The organism is Ruixingdingia sedimenti, from assembly GCF_031432425.1.
Lineage (GTDB): Bacteria > Pseudomonadota > Alphaproteobacteria > Rhodobacterales > Rhodobacteraceae > Ruixingdingia > Ruixingdingia sedimenti.
Window position 1 is genome coordinate 68,647 of the sequence record NZ_JAVKPH010000007.1, and the last position, 20,100, is coordinate 88,746.

Genomic DNA, 20,100 nt, shown 5'->3' on the forward strand with positions numbered 1-20,100 from the left:
CGATCACAGGATAACGTCGAAATCGCCCGCCACCACCACCGGCGCGCCCTGCATCCTGATTTCCGCATCCGCGATCCGGTCGCCGTCAAGGTCGATGCCCACGCGGCCATTGGCATAGCGTACCTCGCCCGCCACGCCCGTGAAGGCCGCGGCACCGATGAAGTGCAGCCCCGACGCCACGGCCGACAGGTCGATCACATCGATACCGGACTGGAACTCGCGGATCACATCGGCGGCGGCGCCCACGCCCGTATCCGCCGCAGAGGTAAAGACGAACCTGTCCGTCCCTGCGCCCCCCAGCATCGTGTCGGTGCCACGCCCGCCGATCAGCACGTCATTGCCCGCACCGCCGAACAGCCGGTCCGCCCCGAAACCACCATCGAGCGTGTCGTTCCCGCCGCCGCCATACAGCGCATCCGCCCCGCCATCGCCCGAAATCAGGTCGTTGCCGCCATCGCCATACAGAAGATCGGCACCATCGCCACCCGACAGCGTGTCGATGCCCGCGCCGCCCCAGATCGTGTCGTTGCCGGCGTCGCCGGACAGCCGGTCCCGGCCGTTGTCGCCCATGATCTCGTCATGGCCGATACCGCCCCAGATCGTATCGTTGCCATCCATGCCAAGCAGCGTGTCGTTTCCCGCACCGCCATGCAGTACGTCGTTGCCGATAAAGCCTTCCAGAAAATCGTGACCGCCGCCGCCGTTGATCGTATCGTTGCCAAGCGCCCCGAAGATCATGTTGGACCCCGGTCCGCCGGTCACCTGAAACCGGGCCTCACCGGCCAGCGACAGATACATCGCCGGGTCCGCCAGCGTCAGCCGCACCGTCACGCCTGCGGGCGCCTCGACGATCAGCTGGCCGACGCTGACCACGGCGGTCTCGACCGGCACCGAAGCGTCGTTCACCACGACGCGCTGGCCCGCCTCGGCCGCGTCCAGCGCAGCCTGAAGCGTGGCGTGGCTGGACAGCAGGACCGGATCGAACGTGAGCGGATCATAGCCCCAGATCTGTACATGGGCGCCGGGGGCGTCAAAGATGGTTCCGGTATCGTTCTGGATAGCGTGCATGGGCTTTCCTTTCCCTGAATGCCGCTATTTTATCACTGCCGGCTTGTGTTCACATTGACGTCGATCAATCCCCGTCCCCGAACCGAGTGCGCAGATCGCGCAGGACCGGGATTACCGCGCGGATACGGTCCATCCCGATCGCATTCACCGCATCGGCAAGCATCGGCACGATTGCCTGCACCGCCGCATCCCGCGCCATCCGGCCCGCGGGGCTGATCGACACGAACTTGCGCCGGGCGTCGTCCCAATCGGGGCGGATGTGGATATGGCCCGCCCATTCCAGCCGCGACAGCGTGTTGGTCATCGCCCCGCGCGTCACGTGGAACGCACGGGCCAGTTGCGCGGGGGTGCGTTCCTCCTGCGTGCGGGAAAGGTGGTTCAGCACGCTGAAATGCGACAGTTCCATCCCCCGGGGCAGCGCCTTGGACAGCCGGTTGCGCGCCAGCTGGTCGGCCATGAACAGCTCACCGAACAGGGTGATGGCGATGTCCTCTACCCGGTCGAGGGGGCGGTGGGGGCTCATGGTCCCTCGAACGGGCGGTCATGGGTCAGGGCGGGCACGCGGCCCCGGGCGCGGGCGACCTCTGCCAGATCCAGATCGGCGAAGATCACCCCCGGTTCGGTGCCCGCATCCGCCAGCACCTCGCCCCAGGGCGCGACGACCAGCGAATGGCCCCATGTCCGCCGCCCCTTGCCGGCGCGTTCGGCGTGAAAGCCGGTCTGTGCGGGGGCCAGCACGAAACACCCGGTCTCGATCGCGCGGGCGCGCAACAGCACCTCCCAATGCGCCTGCCCGGTGATGTGGTTGAAGGCCGAAGGCACCGTCAGGATATCGGCCCCCGCCTTTGCCAGATGACGATAGAGATGCGGGAACCGCAGGTCATAACAGACCGTCATCCCCACCCGGCCGAACGGCGTTTGCGCCAGCACCGCCCGCGTCCCGGGGCGATAGCCCGCCGATTCGCGGAACACCTCGGTATCCGTCACGTTCACGTCGAACATGTGGATCTTGTCGTACCGCGCCGCCACCGCGCCATCGGGGCCGATCAGGACGCTGCGGTTGGCGAACCGCCCGCCCGGGTCGTCGGTCAGCAGGCCGAGCGAGCCGGCCAGCAGCCAGACCCCCGCCCGCGCGGCCTCTGCCCGCAGGGCGGCCAGCGTGGGGTCGTCGCCTTCGTGCCGGAACACCGCGCGCTGGTGGCTGCGGCTGGTGGACAGCGCATTGGTGCATTCCGGCGTCAGCACAAAGACCGCCCCGCCCTCTGCCGCCGCGCGGATCAGCGCGATGGTTTCCGGCAGGTTCTCCGCCGGATCGTCGCCCACCGTCATCTGCACCAGCCCCGCGCGCATCGCCTAGTCCGCCAGCAGCGGGTCGAGCTTGCCGGTGGCATCCAGCGCGTGCAGGTCGTCGCTGCCGCCCACATGCACGTCACCGACAAAGATCTGCGGCACCGTGCGCCGCCCGTGCGCCCGCTGAACCATCGCCGTGCGCAGGCCGGGGTCGGCGGATACGTCGATTTCGGTGAAGGCGACCCCCTTGCGGGTCAGCAACCGCTTGGCCGCGTGGCAATAGCCGCAGAACGGCGTGGTATAGATTTCGACAGGTTTCATCGCATCATCCCCTGGGTCGGGCACGACTATAGGGATTCAAACCTCTTTCGCAACGCGCGCGAGCGCCAGAACCGAAACCTCCGCCGCGCCGGCCGCCAGCGCCGCCTCTGCCGCCGCGGCCAGCGTCGCGCCGGATGTGAACACATCGTCCACCACCAGCACATGGCGGCCCTGCACCCGGTCCCGGTGGCGGGGGGTGACGTGGATCGCGCCGGCCATGTTGATGAACCGCGCCTCGCGGTCGCGGCCGTCCTGGCTGGGGGTGCGGCGGGTGCGGTGCAGAAGGTCGGGGATATGGTCCAACCCCTGCGCACGGGCCAGCGCCCCCGACAGCACCGCCGCCTGGTTGAACCGCCGCCGCACCAGCCGCGTCCAGTGCACCGGCACCGGCGCCACCAGCATGTCGGGCCGCAGGATCGCCGCCCCCGCCCGCGCCAGCCACCCGGCGGCGGGGCGGGCAAGGTCCAGCCGGTCGCCGTGTTTCAGCGCCAGCACCAGCCCGCGCCCGTTGTCGCGATAGACCAGCGCCGCCCGCCCCCGCGCCCAGGGCCGGGGGATGCGCAGGCAGTCGTCGCAATAGAGCGGCCCGCCGCCGTCCTCGCCCCCCGGCAGCGGCTGGCCGCAGCCGTCGCAGACCACGCCCGCGATGAAGGGCGTATCGCGCCAGCACCGGCTGCACAGGCCGAAATCGCTGGTCACGAAAGCATCGCAGGACAGGCATTGCGGCGGGTAGATCATCTGCAACACCGCTTGCATTCCCATCGCACCCTCCTATGGTCCGGCCATCATGCAGAACCCGCCCCGGCTGACCGACACCCAGGCCCTTTCCCGCCACCGCGCCCGCGCCCTGCGCGCGCCGGCGATGTTCCTGCAAGACCTCGCCGCCGACGAGGTGCAGGAGAGACTGCTCGACGTTAACAAAAGGTTTACGGCCCCCGCCGTGGTGAGCCCTTTTCCGCAGGTCTGGGCCCCGCGCCTGCCCGGCGCGCGCATCGTGCCGGATGCGGATGTGCTGGCGCTGGAACCGGGGGCGCATGATCTGGTGATCCATGCGCTCTGCCTGCACTGGGCCAACGACCCGGTGGGCCAGATCGTGCAATGCCGCCGCGCGCTGCGCCCGGACGGGCTGTTCCTCGCGGTGCTGTTCGGGGGCCAGACGCTGGCCGAACTGCGCGCGAGCCTGGCCGAGGCCGAATCGCGCCTGACCGGGGGCCTGTCGCCCCGGGTGCTGCCGATGGGGGAAATCCGCGACCTTGGCGCGCTGTTGCAGCGCGGGGGGCTGGCGCTGCCGGTGGCCGATGCGCTGATGCAGCGCACAAGCTATGCCAGCGCCTTCCACCTGATGCGCGACCTGCGCGCGATGGGCGAAACCAGCGCCCTTGCCGCCCGGCCCCGCCGCTTTGCCCCCCGCGCGCTGTTCGCCGAGGCCGCGCGCATCCATGCCGAGAATTTCCCCGCCGAGGATGGCCGCGTCGCCGCGACGTTCGAGATGATCTTCCTCACCGGATGGGCGCCCGACGACAGCCAGCCGAAACCGCTGCGCCCCGGGTCGGCCACCCACCGTCTGGCCGATGCGCTGCGCACGGTGGAACGGCCGCTGCCCGAAAGCCCCGCGAAACCCGAGGATTGACCGCGGCGAGATTCCGCCTATCTCGGGCCCGAGGCCCCGCGCCAACAGGAGTACCGATGCCCGACACCCCCCAGACCCCGCCCCACGCCCCCGCGAGCCACCCCAAGGTGCCCCGGCGCAGGGTCGGCGTGCTGCTGGCCAATCTGGGCACGCCGGACAGCCCCGACTACTGGTCGATGCGGCGTTACCTGAACGAATTCCTGTCGGACAAAAGGGTGATCGACCTGCCGTCGTGGAAATGGCAGCCGCTGTTGCAGCTGATCATCCTGACCAAGCGGCCCTTCAGTTCCGGCGCGAACTACCGGCTGATCTGGAACACCGAAAAGAACGAAAGCCCGCTGATGACGATCACCCGGTCCCAGACAGAGGCGATCGCGGCGGCGCTGGCGGACCGTTACGGCGACGACGTGATGGTCGATTTCTGCATGCGCTACGGCAACCCCTCGACCTTCGACAAGGTGCGGCAGATGGTCGCCGCGGGATGCGACAAGGTGCTGTTCTTCCCGCTTTATCCGCAATACGCGGGCGCGACGACCGCCACCGCCAACGACCAGTTTTTCCGCGCGCTGATGCGGGAACCGGCGCAGCCCGCGGCGCGCACGGTGCCGGATTACTTCGAACATCCCCTCTATATCGAGGCGCTGGCGCAATCGGTGGAAACCGCCTATGCGGCGCTGCCCGCGCGGCCGGATGTGCTGGTGGCGTCCTACCACGGGATGCCGCAGCGATACCTGATGCAGGGCGACCCCTATCACTGCAAATGCCAGAAAACCTCGCGCCTGTTGCGCGAACGGCTTGGATGGGCGGCAGGCGACATCGACACCACCTTCCAGTCCGTCTTCGGGCGCGAGGAATGGCTGCGCCCCTACACGGTCGAACATGTGGCCGAACTGGCGAAGGCGGGAAAGAAGAACATCGCCGTCATCGCGCCGGCCTTTTCCGCCGACTGCATCGAGACGCTGGAGGAAATCCAGGGCGAGATCCAGGAGGCGTTCCGCCACGCCGGGGGCGAGCATTTCACCTATATCCCCTGCCTCAACGACCAGCCCGCGCATATCGCGGCCCTGGTACAGGTGATCGAGGACAATCTGGCCGGATGGCTGGACCCGGCGCGCTAGGCACGAAGCCGAATTCCGATCCGTGCCGGATGCAGGACAAACAAAAAAGAAGGGCGCCGGAAGACCGGCGCCCGAATTCGGCCCTTTGGGACCGTTCTCAGTTCGCGGCAGCCGCGGCAGCCACGGCCACCAGCAGGATCAGCGGAACGATCACGCCGCTGGCCGACGAGCTGGTCTGAGCCTGGACGACCGGGGGCTCGACCTGCGGTTGAACCAGACCACCAGCGAACGCCGACGACGCCGCAAGCGACAGAGCGGCAGCAAGAGCGACTTTCTTCATCTTGACCTCCAATAGGACCTGCCACCGAGGTTGCAGAGGGCGGCAACAGGCGCGAAAGTGTACCTCGTATCTGCTTCTAAGCATCGCCCGAAAGAAAAGGCAACTGGGGAAAACCCATGTTGCCGCGCCGAAACGCGGCGTTGTCAAATCAGCAACACCTGCGTGCCGACTTGGGCCAGATCGTAAAGTTCGAGGATATGTTCGTTGTACAAGCCCACGCAACCATTGGAAGATCTGCGGCCGATCTTGCGCGTGTCATGGGTGCCGTGAATCCGGTAATAGGTCCACGACAGATAAAGCGCGCGCACCCCCATGGGGTTTTCCGGCGACCCGCCGGGCACCACATCGGGCCATTCGGGATTGCGTAGCTTCATCGCCGGCGTCGGGCGCCAGGATGGGTTGACCACCTTCTGCACGACCTCTGTCCGGCCCCGGCGCGTCAGATCCTCGGTCAGCGGCACCGAGGTGGGATAGAGCTTGTAGATCGACTGGTCTTCCGACCAGAAATGCAGCGCGCGCGAGGTGGTGTCGACCAGGATCGCCCCCTTGCGGGTGTCGCTGAAATAGGGCCGCCAGTCCAGCGAGCGGAAGCTGGAAATGTTGCGGCGCACCAGACCGTCGACCTGCGATTCCATTTCCGTGGTGCCGTTGGTCTGCGCCAGCGCGGGCATGGCCAGCGTGCCCATCGCCACCGCGCTGCCGGCCAGGAACCCGCGCCGGTTGATCCCGGGCTTTTGCGAACTGCTCATGTCAGGAACCCTTTCCTGCGTCATCGAATACAAGCTGTCCGTTTACGCCCCTTGCAGGCTTTTCGCAATTCAAAGCGCCGTCATCGGCAACGCGGCGCCAAACTGACCAAAGCGTGTACCGCCCCGGATTTGATCCCGCCCCCCGCTTGCTGTAATGCAGGGCCAACCGGGACAACACGGATGACCCCAGATGAGACGTTCCCTCGCCATCGCGCTGTGCGGCGCGCTTGCCCTGACGGCCTGCGCCGCGCCTGCCGTTCAGCTTGGCTCGGATGGCAAGCCGCTGCCGCAGCTTTACAAGCTGTCCCCGGCTGAAACCGGCAAGATCCAGCTTCGGGTGCTTGATTCGGTCAACGCGCTGCGCCGGGCGCGGGCAGCGGGGCCGCTGCAGCTGAACGCCGAACTCAACGCCGCCGCCGCGACGCATTCGCGCGACATGTCGGTGCAGAACCGGCCGTGGCATTTCGGATCCGACGGGTCGTCGCCGCTGGACCGGGTCAGGCGCGCGGGCTATCCGGGCATGATGCTGGGCGAACTGATCTCGGAAACCTACGAGACGGAACTGGAAACGCTCGCCGCCTGGACCAAGGACCCAGACACCCGCACGATCCTGCTGCAACCCGAGGCGCGGGATCTGGGTTTTGCCTATTACCAGGAACCGAACGGCAAGATCTGGTGGACGCTGCTGACCGGCGGCTGATCCGGCAGGGCCGGGGGCGGACGCCCCCGGGGCCCCGGGGCCGCGCGCGCCGGGTTCAGGGATAGATCACCACCGGGGTGCTGAGGCGCACCATCGAATAGATCTCTTCCATCTCGCGGTCGGTGACGGCGATGCAACCATCCGTCCAGTCCACGCCGCGGCCCCGGGCGGTATGCTTGCCCGCGCGGCCATGGATGAAGATGTCGCCCCCCGGCGAGACGCCTGCCGCCCGCGCGACCTCGACATCCACGGGCCGGGGATAGGAAATCCCCACCGACAGGTGGAAGTTGCTGTTGGGGTTCTGCCGGTCGATGAAATAGATGCCTTCGGGCGTGCGGCCGTCGCCCTCGCGCTGCTTGTGGCCCACGGGGTTGGAGCCGAGCCCGATGCGATAGCTTTTCAGCACCTCGTTATGGTGCAGCAGATACATGCGCCGGGCGCTTTTATGCACCTCGATCCGCGTGACCTCTGGCCCGTGATAGCGTTTGAACTTGCCCGAACCGCAGGCGGTCAGACCAAAGGCCACCGCCAGCACCAGAAGCACCCTGAAGAACCACATAAGCCTGTTGTCCTGCCCCTCGGTATTTTGGGACGAAAATAGCGAAAAACGCGGCCCCGCTCAATCCCTGCGGCCCGGGGGCCGGCGGGTTCAGGGGGTGCGTGTCAGGCAGGCCACAAGCTCCACATGGGTGGACCAGCGGAACTGGTCCACCACCTGCACCCAGTCCAGCCGATAGCCCGCCGCCACCAGAACCGCCGCATCGCGGGCAAAGGTGACGGGGTTGCAGGATACGGCGGCGATGCGGGGCGGCCCGGATTCGGCCAGCATGCGGGTCTGCGCCTCTGCCCCGGCGCGGGGCGGGTCGATCACCGCGGCGTCGAAACCGCGCAGGTCTTCGGCCACCAGCGGGCGGCGGAACAGGTCGCGCGTCTCTGTCGTGACGCGCTTCAGCCCCTCGGCCTGCCGCCAGCCCTGCGCCAGCGCCCCGGTCAGCGCGGCCTCGCCCTCCACCGCGTGGACCTCTGCCTGCCGGGCCAGCGGCAGGGCGAAGGTGCCGCAACCGGCGAAAAGATCCACCACCCGCCGCGCACCCCCCACGGCCTCGGCCACCGCGTCGCGCAGGGCGGCTTCGCCCGCCTCGGTCGCCTGAAGGAAGGCGCCCGGCGGCGGGGTGACGCGGATGCCGTCGAAGGCCACCACCGGGGGCACGCGCAGGGCGACGGGCTCGCCGTCCCATGTCAGGCGGGCGATCCCGTGGGCCTCCGCCAGTGCCGCAATCTGCTGACGCAGTGACGCATCCAGCGCCTTGCCCCCGGCCACGGCGATATCCGGCCCCGTCAGGCTGCGCGTCACGGTCAGCGTCAGTTCCCCCTTGCGCGACCCGCCCGCCTCGGTGATCGTCGCCACTGCCGGGAAGGTCGCGATCAGATCGGGATGCAGCAGCCGGCAGTCGGGCACAGCGACCAGCATGTCCGACCCGCGCGCATGAAACCCCACCGTCACCCCCACCTTCGTCCGCCGCGCCGACAGCGTCGCGCGCCGTCGCGACCGGGGCGGCGAGGTGACGATGGGCCGGAACGGCGCAGACAGCCCCTGCCCGGCCAGCGCGGCCTCGACCACCGCCTGTTTCCAGCCCGCGACGAAATCGTCCGACGCATGCTGCAACGCACAACCGCCGCAGGTGCGGGCATGGGCGCAGGGCGGCTTCACCCGCTGCGGCGAGGGTGCGAGGATCCGCGGTTTGGCAAGGGTAGAGCCTTCCAACTCTCCCTCCACCACCTCGCCGGGCAACATGCCGGGCACATAGACGGGGCCGGGCGCGATGCCGTCGCCCAGATGGCCCAGCCTTTCGATGGTCACGATCATTCCGCCGCCTCTGCCGTATCGGGGTCGATGAAGCCCCCCGATTGCCGCGACCAGTAGCGGGCGTAAAGCCCCCCCTGCGCTAGCAATTCGGCATGGCTGCCCTGTTCGGCGATACGGCCCTGATCCAGCACGATGATGCGGTCCATCGCGGCGATGGTGGACAGGCGGTGCGCGACGGCCAGCACGGTCTTGCCCTCCATCACCCGCAGCAGGGCATCCTGGATCTGCGCCTCGACCTCGCTGTCCAGCGCCGATGTCGCCTCGTCCAGCACCAGCACGGGGGCGTCCTTCAGGAACGCGCGCGCCAGCGCGATCCGCTGGCGCTGGCCGCCCGACAGCTTGACCCCCCGCTCGCCCAGTTGCGCGTCGTAACCCCTGTGGCCAAGGTGGTCATGCAGGCCCAGAATGAACGCATGCGCCTCGGCCGCCTTCGCCGCCGCGATCACCTCCGCCTCGGTCGCATCCGGGCGGCCGTAGAGGATGTTTTCCCGCGCCGAACGGTTGAACAGCGCGGTTTCCTGCGTGACCATGCCGATCTGCCGCCGCAGGCTGGCCTGCGTGACCTGCCGCACATCGTGGCCATCCAGCAGGACGCGCCCCTTTTCGGTGTCATAGAGCCGCAACAGCAGCGCCACCAGCGTCGATTTCCCGGCACCCGAGGCCCCGACGATCCCCAGACGCTCGCCCTGTTTCACGTGTAACGTGATGTCCCGCAGGCCGCCTTCGCCCCGGCCATAAGCGAAACTCACATCGTCAAAGCGGATGTCCCCCTGCGCGCGGCCGATATCCACCGCATCGGGCGCGTCGGTCAGCAGGTGGGGCGCGGCCAGCGTGCGCATGCCGTCCTCGACCTCGCCGATACTGGCATAGATGCCCATCAGCGACATGGACACCCAGCCGGTCATCTGCGCGATGCGGATCGCCACCGCCCCCGCCGCCGCAATGTCGCCCGGCGTGGCGGCGCCTTGCGTCCACAACCACAGCATGCCGCCGATCAGCACCACCGGCAGAACCCCCGCCAGCGCCAGCAGCGCCAGCCGGAAAACCGCAGAGATAGAGCCGAATTCCCGTGCCCGCGCCCGGTAGACCTGCATCGTGTCCAGCGCCGCGCGGTCCTCGTGATCGACATGGGCGAACAGCTTGACCGTCTTGATGTTGGTGATCGTATCCACCACCTGCCCGGTCAGCATCGCCCGCGCCGCCGCCCGCGCGCCCGACCGCCGCCGGATGCGCGGCATGAAGAACTGGATCAGCGCCAGATAGGCCACCAGCCACACCGCCAGCGCCGCCGCCACCCGCACGTCCACCGCCAGCAGGAACACCGCCGACCCCACCAGCGAGGCCAGCGCGAAGGCGACCACGTTGATGATCTCGACCACGCTTTCCGTCATCGCGCGGGCGGTCTGCATCTGTTTCTGCGCGATCCGGCCCGCGAAATCATTGTCGAAATAGGTGACGGACTGGCCCATGGTCCAGCGATGCAGCCGCGACAGGACCAGCGGCAAGACATTCGGCCCGATGATGACAGAGTTCGCGGCGGAAGACGCGGCGAACACCAGCGGCCGCAGGATCAGGTAAAAGGCCGTCGACAGCAGCAAAAGGGCAAGGTTGGTGACGAAAAACCCTTCTGCCGTGCCGCTTGTGGTCGCGTCGATCACCGCCCCCAGGACCAGCGCCGACAGCACCTCCATCACCCCGCCCGCGGCCGATACCGCGGTCGCCAACGCCAGCGCGGGCCAGGCCCCCGACAGACCCCAGCCGAAAAACGCCAGCAGCCGCCGCGGCGGGGGCCCGTCAGCCGGGCGGAAGGCCTCGATCCAGTCGGCGGGGCGCCTCATGCCGCGTCCTCCGTTCCCAGGAAACCGCCGGATTGATGCGCCCAGAACCGCGCATAAAGCCCGCCGCGCGCCAGCAGTTCGGCATGGCTGCCCTCTTCGGCGATGCGGCCGTCATCCAGCACCACGATCCGGTCCATCGCCGCGATGGTGGACAGCCGGTGCGCGATGGCGATCACCGTCTTGCCCTCCATCACACGGTACAGCGTGTCCTGGATCGCCGCCTCGACCTCGCTGTCCAAGGCCGATGTCGCCTCGTCCAGCACCAGCACCGGCGCGTCCTTCAGCATCACCCGCGCCAGCGCCACCCGCTGCCGCTGGCCGCCCGACAGCTTGACCCCCCGCTCGCCCACATGCGCGTCATAGCCCTTGCGGCCCTGCGGATCCTCCAGCGTCAGGATGAAGTCTTGCGCCTCTGCCCGCTTGGCGGCGGCGATCACCTCCGCCTCGGTCGCATCGGGCCGGCCATAGAGGATGTTGTCGCGGACGGAACGGTGCAACAGGCTCGAATCCTGCTGAACCATGCCGATTTTGGCGCGCAGGCTGTCCTGCGTGACGGCGCGGATATCCTGCCCGTCGATCAGGATCCGGCCCGCCTCGGCGTCATAGAACCGCAACAGCAGCTTCACCAGCGTCGACTTGCCCGCCCCCGACCGGCCGACCACGCCCACCTTTTCGCCCGGCCGGATCGCCAGCGTCACCCCCTGCAGCCCGCCGGAGGGGCGGCCGTAGTGATGGGTCAGCCCCTCGATCTCTATCCGCCCTTCGCGGAAATCCAGCGGGCGGGCATCGGGCGCGTCGGTCAGCGTGATCGGCTGCGCGATGGTCTGCATCCCTTCCGCCACGATCCCGAGCGCGCGGAAGAACGACGTCAGCGCCCACATGATCCAGCCGGTCATCGCATTGAGCCGCAGCACCAGCGCCGAGGCCGCCGCCACCGCCCCCACGCTCGCCGCGCCCTGCATCCACAGCGCCAGCGCCCAGCCCACCACCGCGACGATCAAGAGACCGTTGAGCGTGACCAGCGCCACATCCATCGTGGTGAAAATGCGCATTTCGCGCGCGAAGGTCTGCCGCGTCGTCTCGATCGCCTCTTTCGCATAGGCGATTTCGCGGTCGTGATGGGCGAACATCTTGACGGAATGGATGTTGGCGTAACTGTCCACCACCCGGCCCGTCACGGCGCTGCGGGCATCGGCGCTGGCCTGCGAGGCCGGGCCCACGCGCCTCACCGTCCAGCGCACCAGAAACCCGTACAGCACCAGCCAGGCCAGCAGCGGCAGCATCAGCCGCAGGTCGGCCCCCGCCAGCACCACCGCCGCACCGACAAGATAGGCGATGGAAAAGGCGATGGCGTCGAACACCTGGAACACCGCATCCCCCGCGGCGGGCGGGGTCTGCATGATGCGGTTGGCGATGCGGCCGGCGAAATCGTTCTCGAACCAGCCCACCGACTGGCGCAGCACCTGCCGATGCGCGCGCCAGCGGATCAGCGTGCCGAAATTCGGCAGGATCGCGTTGTTCAGCAACAGCACGTCCAGCCCCTGCAACGCGGGCCGGATCAGCAGGATGAAGGCGGCGGCAAGGATCAGTTCGGCTCCATGGGTATCCCACACCGTGCCCGGCGCGTCGGAACCCAGCAGGTCCACCACCCGGCCCAGATACCAGATCAGCCCCAGTTCGACCGTGGCGACCATGATCGACACGATGCCGGTCGCCACGAACACCCGCCGGAAGGGCACTGCATAGGCGCGCAGGAAAGGCCACAGCCGCTGCGGCGGCGCGTCGGTTTCGGGATAGGCGGTGTAGGGATCGACGAGCCCTTCGAAGAACCGGAACAAGGGGGCATCCTTTCGCGCTGTCCACCGCATATAGCGCCCCGCCCCGCAAAGGGGAACCGCCGGGCGGTCAGGGCAGCAGATCCTCGCGCGACAGTGTAAAGCCCGATTGCAGCCACCGCGCCTCTGCCGCCCGCAGCGCCGCGCCCAGATCGGGGCCGCTGAAACCCCGCGCCGCAAGATCGCCCCCGCGCAGGGGAAACACCGCCGCGGCCCCGCGCGCGGTGTCAGCCTGCCACCCCCCGGGCGGGGGGGCGCCGGTCAGCGCGGCACGGGCCAGCACGATGTCCGCCGCCAGATCCGCGCCATGGCGATAGCCGAGTTCCGCCGGGCCCTGCATGGAATCGATCCCGCGCCGGATCGTCTCTATCGCCGCCATTTCGGCCCGCGACAGGCGCAGCCCCCCGGCCTCGCCCCCGACCACCGCCAGACGGCGCAGCCAGCGGGGGTGCAGGGTGCCTTCCAGATGCACCAGAACCGGCAAAGCCCGCGCATCCGCCCCCGGCAGAACCCGCGCCAGAACCCCCGCCTGCGCCATCGCGGCGACCGAAGGCGCAGGGTCCGGGGCGGACAGCAGCTTGCGCATTTCCTGCCCGATGCGTTCGCGCGAAAGCGTCTCTATTCCGGCTGAAAGCGCGGCGCAGGCGGCCAGCCCGTCAGGGTCCAGCCCGCCTTGCGGATCGCCATACCAGGCGTGAAAGCGGAAAAAGCGCAGGATGCGCAGGTAATCTTCGGCAATCCGGGCCTCGGCATCGCCCGCGAACCGCACGCGTCGGGCCAGAGCGTCGGGCAAGCCCCCCAACGGGTCCAGCACCTCACCGTCGGGCGTGGCGTAAAGCGCGTTCATGGTGAAATCGCGCCGGGCGGCATCCTGTTCCACATCATCGGCAAAGGCCACCGTGGCATGGCGGCCGAAGGTTTCCACATCGCGGCGGAAGGTCGTCACCTCATGCGGGATCCCGCCGGACACCACTGTCACGGTGCCGTGGGCGATCCCTGTCGGCACCGGCCGCAACCCGGCCTTTTCGGCCAGAACAGTGACGGTTTCCGGCCGCGCATCGGTGGCGATATCCACATCCGCCACCGCCACGCCGAAGATCGCGTTGCGCACACAGCCGCCCACGAACAACGCCCGGTGCCCCGCCCCGGTCAGCATGGCGCAAACGGCCTGCGTTTCCGGGCGGGTCAGCCAGTCGCCGCCGATCCTCACGCCTGCACCCGTTCGGCCAGCCCCCGCAAGATCCGCGCCGTCGCCCCCCAGATGTAATAGGGCCCCCAGGGCACGGCGTAATAGTTGCGCCATGCCCCCAGCCACTGCCGCCGCTCGACCCTGTACCGCCCGGGATCGGCGACATGGGCAAAGGGCACGCGGAACACCTCGTCCACCTCGCCCGCCTCGGGCACGGGGGCGAAGGGCGCGCGGATCACGCCCACGACAGGGGTGATGCGATAGCCCGTCACGGTCTCATGCGGCGGCAACTGCCCCAGCAGGTCGACCGTCCTGCGATCCAGCCCCACTTCCTCCTCGGCCTCGCGCAGCGCCGCGGCCTCGGGCGAGCCGTCGCCGGCGTCGATCTTGCCGCCGGGAAGGGCGATCTGGCCGGGATGGTGACGCAGGCGCGAGGACCGCTTGGTCAGCACCAGTTCCATCCCCGCCGGGCCGGGCAGCAGGCCGATCAGCACCGCCGCGGGCCGCAGCACCCGGCCGGGGTCAAGCTGCACGCCCGGGTTCAGGTCGAAATCCGACGAGGCCGGCATCGGCCCGGCCAGCGCCTTGCGCAGCCGTCCGACCTCGGCCCCGTCGTTCATGGCCGGCCCTCTGCGCCCTCGGCCTCGAACCCCACGGTGCGGGGGTCGAGTTCGTAATGCGCGCCGCAGAACTGGCAATCCGCTGTCACCACGCCGTCATCGGTGGTCATGGTGGCGATGTCCTTGGCCGAATAGATGGACAGCGAATTGCGCACCTTGTCTTCGGAACAGCTGCACCCGAAGCGCACCTGCCGCGCGTCGAACACCCGCGCGCCTTCCTCGTGGAACAGCCGGATCAGCAGGTCGGTCGGCTGCACCTCGGGGCCGATCAGTTCCTCGGCATCCACCGTATCCAGCAGCAGGTTCACGCGGGTCCAGTTTTCACGGTCGTCCCCGTGCACGATGTCGTCCGCCGCCAGCAACCCCCCATCCCCCGACCCGCCGCCCTGGGCAAAGGGCGAGGCCTTGGGCATGTGCTGCACCATCACGCCCCCGGCCCGCCAGCCCTCGGCCCGCCCGTGGGACAGCGCAAAGCGGGTCGGCAGCTGTTCGGACTGGGCGAAATACGTCTCTGCACAGGCGGAAAGCGACCCGCCGGCGATGGGCGTGATGCCCTGATAGGGCAGCGTGCCGGGGCCCTGGTCGATCAGGATGGCAAAGAAGCCCTCGCCGATCTGGTCGAAGGCGGGCATATCCGGGTCCAGCCGGTCGGCGTCATAGCTGGCATAGGCCCGGATCCGCGCCGGCGCACCGTCATCGCCGGGGCCGTAATAATCGGTCGCGATCAGCCGCGCCGCGCCATTGCCGCGGATCTGCAACGACAGCTTCCAGCGCAGCTTGATCATCTGGCCGATCAGCGCGGTCAGCAACGCGGCCTCTGCCACCAGCGCCTCGATGGCGGGTGGGTAGTCGTGCTGGCCCAGGATCTGGTCCAGCGCGCCGTCCAGCCGCGCGACGCGGCCGCGGATGTCGGCGCGGTCAAGCTGAAAGGGCAGGACGGTATCGTCCCAGGCGATCTGCGATCCGATGGTCATGGGGTTTCCTTGTGTGCCACGTCTTGGCATATCCGCACTATATAGCCACGGCAACGCGCACTCCAAGAGGGCCCCATGATCCGGCGATTCGGCGACAGCCCGCAAAGCGGCATCCGCTATCGGCGCAGGCCGGGGGTCTATGCGGTGCTGCTGCGCGGGCGCGACGTGCTGTTGACGCACCAATCGGCGCCGGTGCCGGAATTCCAGTTGCCCGGCGGCGGGATCGACCCGGGCGAACAGGCCCTGCCCGCGCTGCACCGCGAGGTGCGCGAGGAAACCGGGTGGTCGATGGCCGTCACCCGGCGGCTCGGCGCGTTCCGGCGGTTCACCTACATGCCGGAATACGATCTCTGGGCGGAAAAGCTGTGCACCGTCTATCTTGCCCGCCCTGTCGCGCGGCTGGGTCCGCCGAGCGAGCCGGGCCACCGCGCGATCTGGGCGCCGATCGGAACCGCGGTGGGGCTTCTGGGCAATGACGGCGACAGGCATTTCCTGCGCCGTCTGCTGGCCTAGGCCGAGGGCAGCGTCGCCTGCATCGAGGGCCGGGCAGAAACCTGCGCGAACCAGTCCGCCAGCCGGGGACGGCCACTGCGCCAATCCTTGTCGGCAAAACGGAAATCGAGATAGCCGAGCGCGCAGGCCGCGGCGATGCTGCCCGCATTGAACCCGTCGGAAATCGCGGCGAACCAGCGGCCTTCCAGATCATCCAGACCCGAATCCACCTTTTCCATCTGCCCGCGGGCCCAATCGTCCCACCGCTTGTCCTCGGGCCGCAGCACGTTTTCGTAACGGTGCAGCAGCGCGGCCTCCAGAATGCCGTCGCCAAGCGCCTCGACCGTCAGCACGGTGAAGCGGCGGGTGTCCTGCGGATAGATCGTTTCCCCCGTGGTGCCGACCGAATCGACATAGGCCGTGATCACCCGGCTGTCGAACACGGGGCTGTCGTCCTCCAGCAGCAGGCAGGGCACCTTGCCGGTGGAATTGTGCCGCACGATGTTCGGGTCGCGCTTCACCGGCCAGGCGGCCGAGGGCAGCTTTTCGATCTCTACCCCGCGTTCCAGCGCGGCGACCATCACCTTGCGCACGAAGGGCGAGGCGGGGGAAAAGAACAGGCGGATCGTCATGCGGCGGTATTCCTTCGGTTGCGGGCCGGCCGGGCCCGGACAGGTTCTTCGAGGTTGGGCATGCGCAGGAAATCCTGCGGGTAAAGCTGCATCTGCAGATGCAGGTGTTCCAGCGCGAAGGTGATGTGTTCGCGCATGATCCCCGCGGCGCGTTCGCCCTGCCCCTTGGACAGCGCGCGGGCGATGCGGTGATGGTCGTCGTGCGACCGCAGGATGACCCGGAAGTCGCGCCACATGATGACGCGATCCGAGGCCGCGGGCACATTGTGCAACTGCTGCACGCAGGTGGTGATCCAGGAATTGCCGGAAAGGCGCATCACGGCGGTGTGGAAATTCACGTTCATCCGCCTGTATTCCGGCAGTTTTTCCGGCAGCAACTCGCCCGGCTCCAGAAGCCGGTCGCCCTCTGCCACCAGATCGGCCAGATGGCGGCGGGCGGCATCGGTCATGTTACCGGCGGCCAGTCGGCAGGCCATCGCCTCCAGTTCCGCGCGCACCTCGAAGGCGCCCTCGACCTCTGAGAACGAGAATTCGCGCACAAAGAAGCCGCGGTTGCTTTCGTAGGATACGAGCCCGGTCTGGGCCAATGTCGTCAGCGCCGCCCGCAGGGGCGTGCGCGAGGTTCCCAGCATTTCCGCCAGCCGGTCCTGCCGCAACTTGTCGCCCGGAAGCAGCTCTCCGCTCAGGATCGCCTCGCGCAGACGCTCGGTCGCCAGTTCCGTGCTGGTGTGAGGCTCGGCCAAGTTTCCCCCCTGATTCATTTTTGTTGATTGGATCCAAAACATGTATCAAGGGCAGATTCTTTTTGCAATGTGCGACAAAATGTGTTCATTGCATTCACAACGAAGAAGGAGGAGCCGTCAACCCATGTCTGGAGCCTGTCTCGTCACCGGCGCCGCCGGTGGTATTGGTGCGTTTGTCGGCAAACGCCTTGCCGCTGATGGTTTTCGCATCCTCGCAGCCGATCTTTCGCGCGATGCGGCGGAACGAATCGTGTCCAGTCTGCCGGGGCAGGGCCATCGCGCAATCGGGCTTGATGTCGCAGACGAATCCGCCGTCCGCGCCGCCTTTGCCGAGGCGCGCGATCTGGGCGCCCCCATCGACCAGGTGGTCGCCGCCGCCGGGATCCTGCTGTTCGCCGCCAACGGCGAGCGCCCGCCCATCACCGAGATCACGCTGGACGACTGGAACCTGACGCAGAACGTGAATTCCACCGGCACCTTCCTTCTGCTGCGCGAATACCTGCGCGACGCGGCGGGACGGCAGGTCGCGAACGGCCGTTTCGTCGGTTTCGCCTCTGTCGCGGCGCAGCTTGGCGGCTATCGGTCCAGCGCCGCCTATATCGCGTCCAAGGGGGCGGTGCTGGCGCTGGTCAAGGCCGGCGCCCGCGAATCCGCGCATCTGGGCATCACCGTGAACGCCGTCGCCCCCGGGCTGATCGACGCGCCGATGCTGCGTCAGTCGCTGGCCCCGGAAAACGACGCCATGGCCGCAGCGAACATCCCGCTCAACCGCATCGGCACGCCCGAGGACGTGGCGGGCGCCGTTGCTTTCCTGATGGGCCGCGATGCGGCTTATATTACCGGCGCAGTCATCGACGTGAATGGTGGCTACCGCATGCAATGACACCGCCGGGGAGGGCGACATGGTCAAGATTGCAGAGAAACTGACCTTTCTTCTCGGCTGGATCGCCGGGCTGACGGTCGTGCTGATGATGATCCACGTGATGGTCGACGTGATCGGCAAATACGTGTTCAACGCCCCGCTGCCCGGCACGGCAGAGGTGGTCGCCGCCTATTACATGATCGGCTGCGTGTTCCTGCCGCTGGCTTGGGTCGAGGCTTCGGGCGGGTCGATCGTGGTCGAGGTCATCTATGAAAAGGTGTCGCCCCGCGCGCGCCGGGTGATGCTGAAGCTCGCCGATATCGTGTCGATCATCTATTACAGCGTGCTCGGCTGGTTTTCGTGGGGCGTCGCCACCCACGCCTGGCGCATCAATGAAACCGTGGACGGCATCTGGCGCATCACCACCTGGCCGGCAAAGTTCCTGCTGCCCTTCGGTTTCGCCATCGCCGTCATCGTCATCGTGCTGCGGCTTTTCCTTGGCGAGCGCGGCAAGGTCCGCACCGCCGGTCACGCCCTGGAAATCTGAGGTCGCATCATGGAACGTCTTGAAATCGGCTTCATCGGGGTCGTCGCCATTCTCGCGCTTATCGGCATCCGGGTGCCGATCGGGGTTGCGATGGGGTCTACCGCCTTCTTCGGCATCTGGGCGATGATGGGGCTGCGGCCCGCCATCGGCATCACCAAGGCCATTCCCTTCAACCTGATCGGCGACTGGAACCTGTCGGCCATCCCCATGTTCCTGTTCATGGGTTTCGTCGCGGTCGAGGCGGGGCTGACCCGCGGGCTGTTCGGCGCGGCGCGCATCTTCCTGGCCTGGATCCCGGGGGGGCTCGCGTCCTCGACGGTGTTCGCCTCTGCCCTTTTCGGCGCTGCAAGCGGGTCGAGCGTGGCGACATCCGCCGCCTTCTCGCGCATCGCGGTGCCCGAGATGCTGGACAGCAAGTATGATCCCGGCATTGCTTCCGGCTCGGTCGCGGCGGCGGGCACGCTCGCGGCGCTGATCCCGCCCTCGGTGCTGATGATCGTCTATTGCCTGCTGGTCGACAGCTCCATCAACACGCTGTTCATGGCGGGCGTGGTGCCCGGCATCTTCACGGCGGTGGTGTTCATGGGAATGATCACCATCCGCTGCATGGTGAACCCGAACCTCGCACCCCGTTACGTGGACAAGACCACCCGCGCCGAAAAGCTCGCCCTGCTGCGCGACGCCTGGCCGCTGCCGGTGGTGACGTTCATCGTGATGGGCGGCATCTTCACCGGCGCCTTCACGGCCACCGAATCCGGCGCCGTCGGGGCCTTCCTCGCCTGCGTCCTTGCGGCGATGCGCGGCAAGATGAACTACGCCATGCTGAAACGCGCGGTGATCGACACCGCGGCGGGCACCTCTGCCATCTTCATGATCGTCCTGGGCGCGGCGCTGTTTGCGCGCTTCATCGCGCTGGCGACGATCCCGACCTGGGTGATGGGCTTCTTCGAAGGCTTCAACACCATGACGATCATCATCCTGATCTGCATCATCCTGGTGCTGATGGGGACGTTCATGGAAGAAATCTCGATCATGCTGCTGACCATGCCGGTGCTGGTGCCGCTTCTGGCACAGCACGGGGTGGACATGACGTGGTTCGGCATCCTCGTCATCAAGCTGATGACCATCGGCCTCATCACACCGCCGGTCGGCATGAACGTGTTCGTCATCAAGACCGCATTGGGGGATCGGGTGACGCTCAACCAGATCTTCGGCGGCGTCACCTGGTTCATCGCCGCGGATCTGCTGGTCCTGACGGCGCTGATCACCTTCCCGCAGATCAGTCTGTGGCTGCCCAGCATGATGGGCAGGTAAGCGAACGACCGCCCCGGGGCAGAGAAAGCAC

General features: G+C 67.9%; 23 protein-coding genes. 7 read left to right on the top strand and 16 right to left on the bottom strand.

The annotated features are described in order from the left end of the window. Positions 1-3 precede the first annotated feature (3 nt). The 5 genes from RGD00_RS08380 to RGD00_RS08400 all read right to left on the bottom strand — a co-directional run bounded on the left by RGD00_RS08380 (position 4) and on the right by RGD00_RS08400 (position 3,441). Positions 4-1,068, bottom strand: a complete 1,065-nt coding sequence (locus RGD00_RS08380; protein WP_310456861.1) for a calcium-binding protein — start codon at positions 1,066-1,068, stop codon at positions 4-6. Positions 1,069-1,132: 64 nt separating this feature from the next. Further along, entirely contained in the window at positions 1,133-1,591 is a 459-nt protein-coding gene (locus RGD00_RS08385) for a MarR family winged helix-turn-helix transcriptional regulator (protein ID WP_310456862.1), read from the bottom strand. Beyond that, positions 1,588-2,418 carry a carbon-nitrogen hydrolase family protein gene (locus RGD00_RS08390; protein ID WP_310456863.1) on the bottom strand — a complete coding sequence of 277 codons (831 nt, stop codon included), beginning with the start codon at positions 2,416-2,418 and terminating at the stop codon, positions 1,588-1,590. Before RGD00_RS08390 ends, RGD00_RS08385 begins: the two co-directional genes overlap by 4 nt. Positions 2,419-2,421: 3 nt before the next feature. After that, entirely contained in the window at positions 2,422-2,679 is a 258-nt protein-coding gene (grxC, locus tag RGD00_RS08395) for a glutaredoxin 3 (RefSeq protein ID WP_310456864.1), read from the bottom strand. 36 nt (positions 2,680-2,715) lie between these two features. Further along, the gene (locus RGD00_RS08400; RefSeq protein ID WP_310456865.1) at positions 2,716-3,441 is read right to left on the bottom strand and encodes a double zinc ribbon domain-containing protein; all 726 of its coding nucleotides are present in this window, start codon (positions 3,439-3,441) and stop codon (positions 2,716-2,718) included. A 25-nt stretch (positions 3,442-3,466) separates the two neighbouring features. Here RGD00_RS08400 and RGD00_RS08405 point away from each other — a divergent pair, with 25 nt between their 5' ends. Next, on the top strand, positions 3,467-4,309 hold the full coding sequence (locus RGD00_RS08405) for a methyltransferase domain-containing protein (protein ID WP_310456866.1): 843 nt from the start codon (positions 3,467-3,469) through the stop codon (positions 4,307-4,309). 56 nt (positions 4,310-4,365) lie between these two features. Further along, the gene (gene hemH / locus RGD00_RS08410; RefSeq protein ID WP_310456867.1) at positions 4,366-5,427 is read left to right on the top strand and encodes a ferrochelatase; all 1,062 of its coding nucleotides are present in this window, start codon (positions 4,366-4,368) and stop codon (positions 5,425-5,427) included. A gap of 97 nt (positions 5,428-5,524) precedes the next feature. Here the strand turns inward: hemH and RGD00_RS08415 are convergent, their stop codons facing one another. Further along, positions 5,525-5,707 (bottom strand): hypothetical protein, encoded by a 183-nt coding sequence (locus tag RGD00_RS08415; RefSeq protein ID WP_310456868.1) that lies wholly within the window; start codon positions 5,705-5,707, stop codon positions 5,525-5,527. A gap of 143 nt (positions 5,708-5,850) precedes the next feature. Then, entirely contained in the window at positions 5,851-6,456 is a 606-nt protein-coding gene (locus RGD00_RS08420) for a L,D-transpeptidase (RefSeq protein WP_310456869.1), read from the bottom strand. Positions 6,457-6,646: 190 nt separating this feature from the next. Between RGD00_RS08420 and dalA the strand changes: the two genes are divergently transcribed. Continuing rightward, a complete protein-coding gene (gene dalA, locus RGD00_RS08425; RefSeq protein ID WP_310456870.1) occupies positions 6,647-7,156 on the top strand; it encodes a divisome-associated lipoprotein DalA in 510 nt (169 codons plus the stop codon). Between the two features lie 55 nt (positions 7,157-7,211). Here the strand turns inward: dalA and RGD00_RS08430 are convergent, their stop codons facing one another. From RGD00_RS08430 to hslO, 7 genes are all read right to left on the bottom strand, one after another. Then, positions 7,212-7,715, bottom strand: a complete 504-nt coding sequence (locus RGD00_RS08430) for a L,D-transpeptidase family protein (protein ID WP_310456871.1) — start codon at positions 7,713-7,715, stop codon at positions 7,212-7,214. A 90-nt stretch (positions 7,716-7,805) separates the two neighbouring features. Then, positions 7,806-9,023 (bottom strand): class I SAM-dependent RNA methyltransferase, encoded by a 1,218-nt coding sequence (locus RGD00_RS08435; RefSeq protein ID WP_310456872.1) that lies wholly within the window; start codon positions 9,021-9,023, stop codon positions 7,806-7,808. Then, complete coding sequence (locus RGD00_RS08440; protein ID WP_310456873.1) at positions 9,020-10,861, bottom strand: ABC transporter ATP-binding protein; 1,842 nt, start codon at positions 10,859-10,861, stop codon at positions 9,020-9,022. Before RGD00_RS08440 ends, RGD00_RS08435 begins: the two co-directional genes overlap by 4 nt. Then, positions 10,858-12,699: an ABC transporter ATP-binding protein gene (locus RGD00_RS08445; RefSeq protein ID WP_310456874.1), complete on the bottom strand. Its 1,842-nt coding sequence runs from the start codon at positions 12,697-12,699 to the stop codon at positions 10,858-10,860. Before RGD00_RS08445 ends, RGD00_RS08440 begins: the two co-directional genes overlap by 4 nt. Positions 12,700-12,766: 67 nt before the next feature. Next, a complete protein-coding gene (locus RGD00_RS08450; protein WP_310456875.1) occupies positions 12,767-13,906 on the bottom strand; it encodes a CCA tRNA nucleotidyltransferase in 1,140 nt (379 codons plus the stop codon). Further along, positions 13,903-14,505 (bottom strand): CoA pyrophosphatase, encoded by a 603-nt coding sequence (locus tag RGD00_RS08455; RefSeq protein ID WP_310456876.1) that lies wholly within the window; start codon positions 14,503-14,505, stop codon positions 13,903-13,905. The genes RGD00_RS08450 and RGD00_RS08455 overlap by 4 nt, the downstream gene beginning before the upstream one ends. Continuing rightward, positions 14,502-15,479 carry an Hsp33 family molecular chaperone HslO gene (hslO, locus tag RGD00_RS08460; RefSeq protein ID WP_310456877.1) on the bottom strand — a complete coding sequence of 326 codons (978 nt, stop codon included), beginning with the start codon at positions 15,477-15,479 and terminating at the stop codon, positions 14,502-14,504. Before hslO ends, RGD00_RS08455 begins: the two co-directional genes overlap by 4 nt. A 75-nt stretch (positions 15,480-15,554) precedes the next feature. On the opposite strand from hslO, the gene RGD00_RS08465 reads away from it, so the two are divergent. After that, positions 15,555-15,992 carry an NUDIX hydrolase gene (locus RGD00_RS08465; protein WP_310456878.1) on the top strand — a complete coding sequence of 146 codons (438 nt, stop codon included), beginning with the start codon at positions 15,555-15,557 and terminating at the stop codon, positions 15,990-15,992. On the opposite strand, the gene RGD00_RS08470 is transcribed toward RGD00_RS08465, so the two are convergent. Both RGD00_RS08470 and RGD00_RS08475 read right to left on the bottom strand, forming a co-directional pair. Beyond that, positions 15,989-16,603 carry a glutathione S-transferase family protein gene (locus RGD00_RS08470; RefSeq protein ID WP_310456879.1) on the bottom strand — a complete coding sequence of 205 codons (615 nt, stop codon included), beginning with the start codon at positions 16,601-16,603 and terminating at the stop codon, positions 15,989-15,991. The two genes, RGD00_RS08465 and RGD00_RS08470, sit on opposite strands and share 4 nt — an antisense overlap. Continuing rightward, complete coding sequence (locus RGD00_RS08475) at positions 16,600-17,346, bottom strand: GntR family transcriptional regulator (RefSeq protein ID WP_310456880.1); 747 nt, start codon at positions 17,344-17,346, stop codon at positions 16,600-16,602. The genes RGD00_RS08470 and RGD00_RS08475 overlap by 4 nt, the downstream gene beginning before the upstream one ends. A 124-nt stretch (positions 17,347-17,470) precedes the next feature. Between RGD00_RS08475 and RGD00_RS08480 the strand changes: the two genes are divergently transcribed. Genes RGD00_RS08480 through RGD00_RS08490 form a run of 3 tightly spaced genes read left to right on the top strand, consistent with a single transcriptional unit; the run spans position 17,471 to position 20,069 of the window. Beyond that, the gene (locus RGD00_RS08480) at positions 17,471-18,229 is read left to right on the top strand and encodes an SDR family NAD(P)-dependent oxidoreductase (RefSeq protein WP_310456881.1); all 759 of its coding nucleotides are present in this window, start codon (positions 17,471-17,473) and stop codon (positions 18,227-18,229) included. A 19-nt stretch (positions 18,230-18,248) separates the two neighbouring features. Further along, positions 18,249-18,755, top strand: a complete 507-nt coding sequence (locus RGD00_RS08485) for a TRAP transporter small permease subunit (RefSeq protein WP_310456882.1) — start codon at positions 18,249-18,251, stop codon at positions 18,753-18,755. Positions 18,756-18,764: 9 nt separating this feature from the next. Beyond that, positions 18,765-20,069 (top strand): TRAP transporter large permease, encoded by a 1,305-nt coding sequence (locus tag RGD00_RS08490; protein WP_310456883.1) that lies wholly within the window; start codon positions 18,765-18,767, stop codon positions 20,067-20,069. Positions 20,070-20,100: the final 31 nt, after the last annotated feature.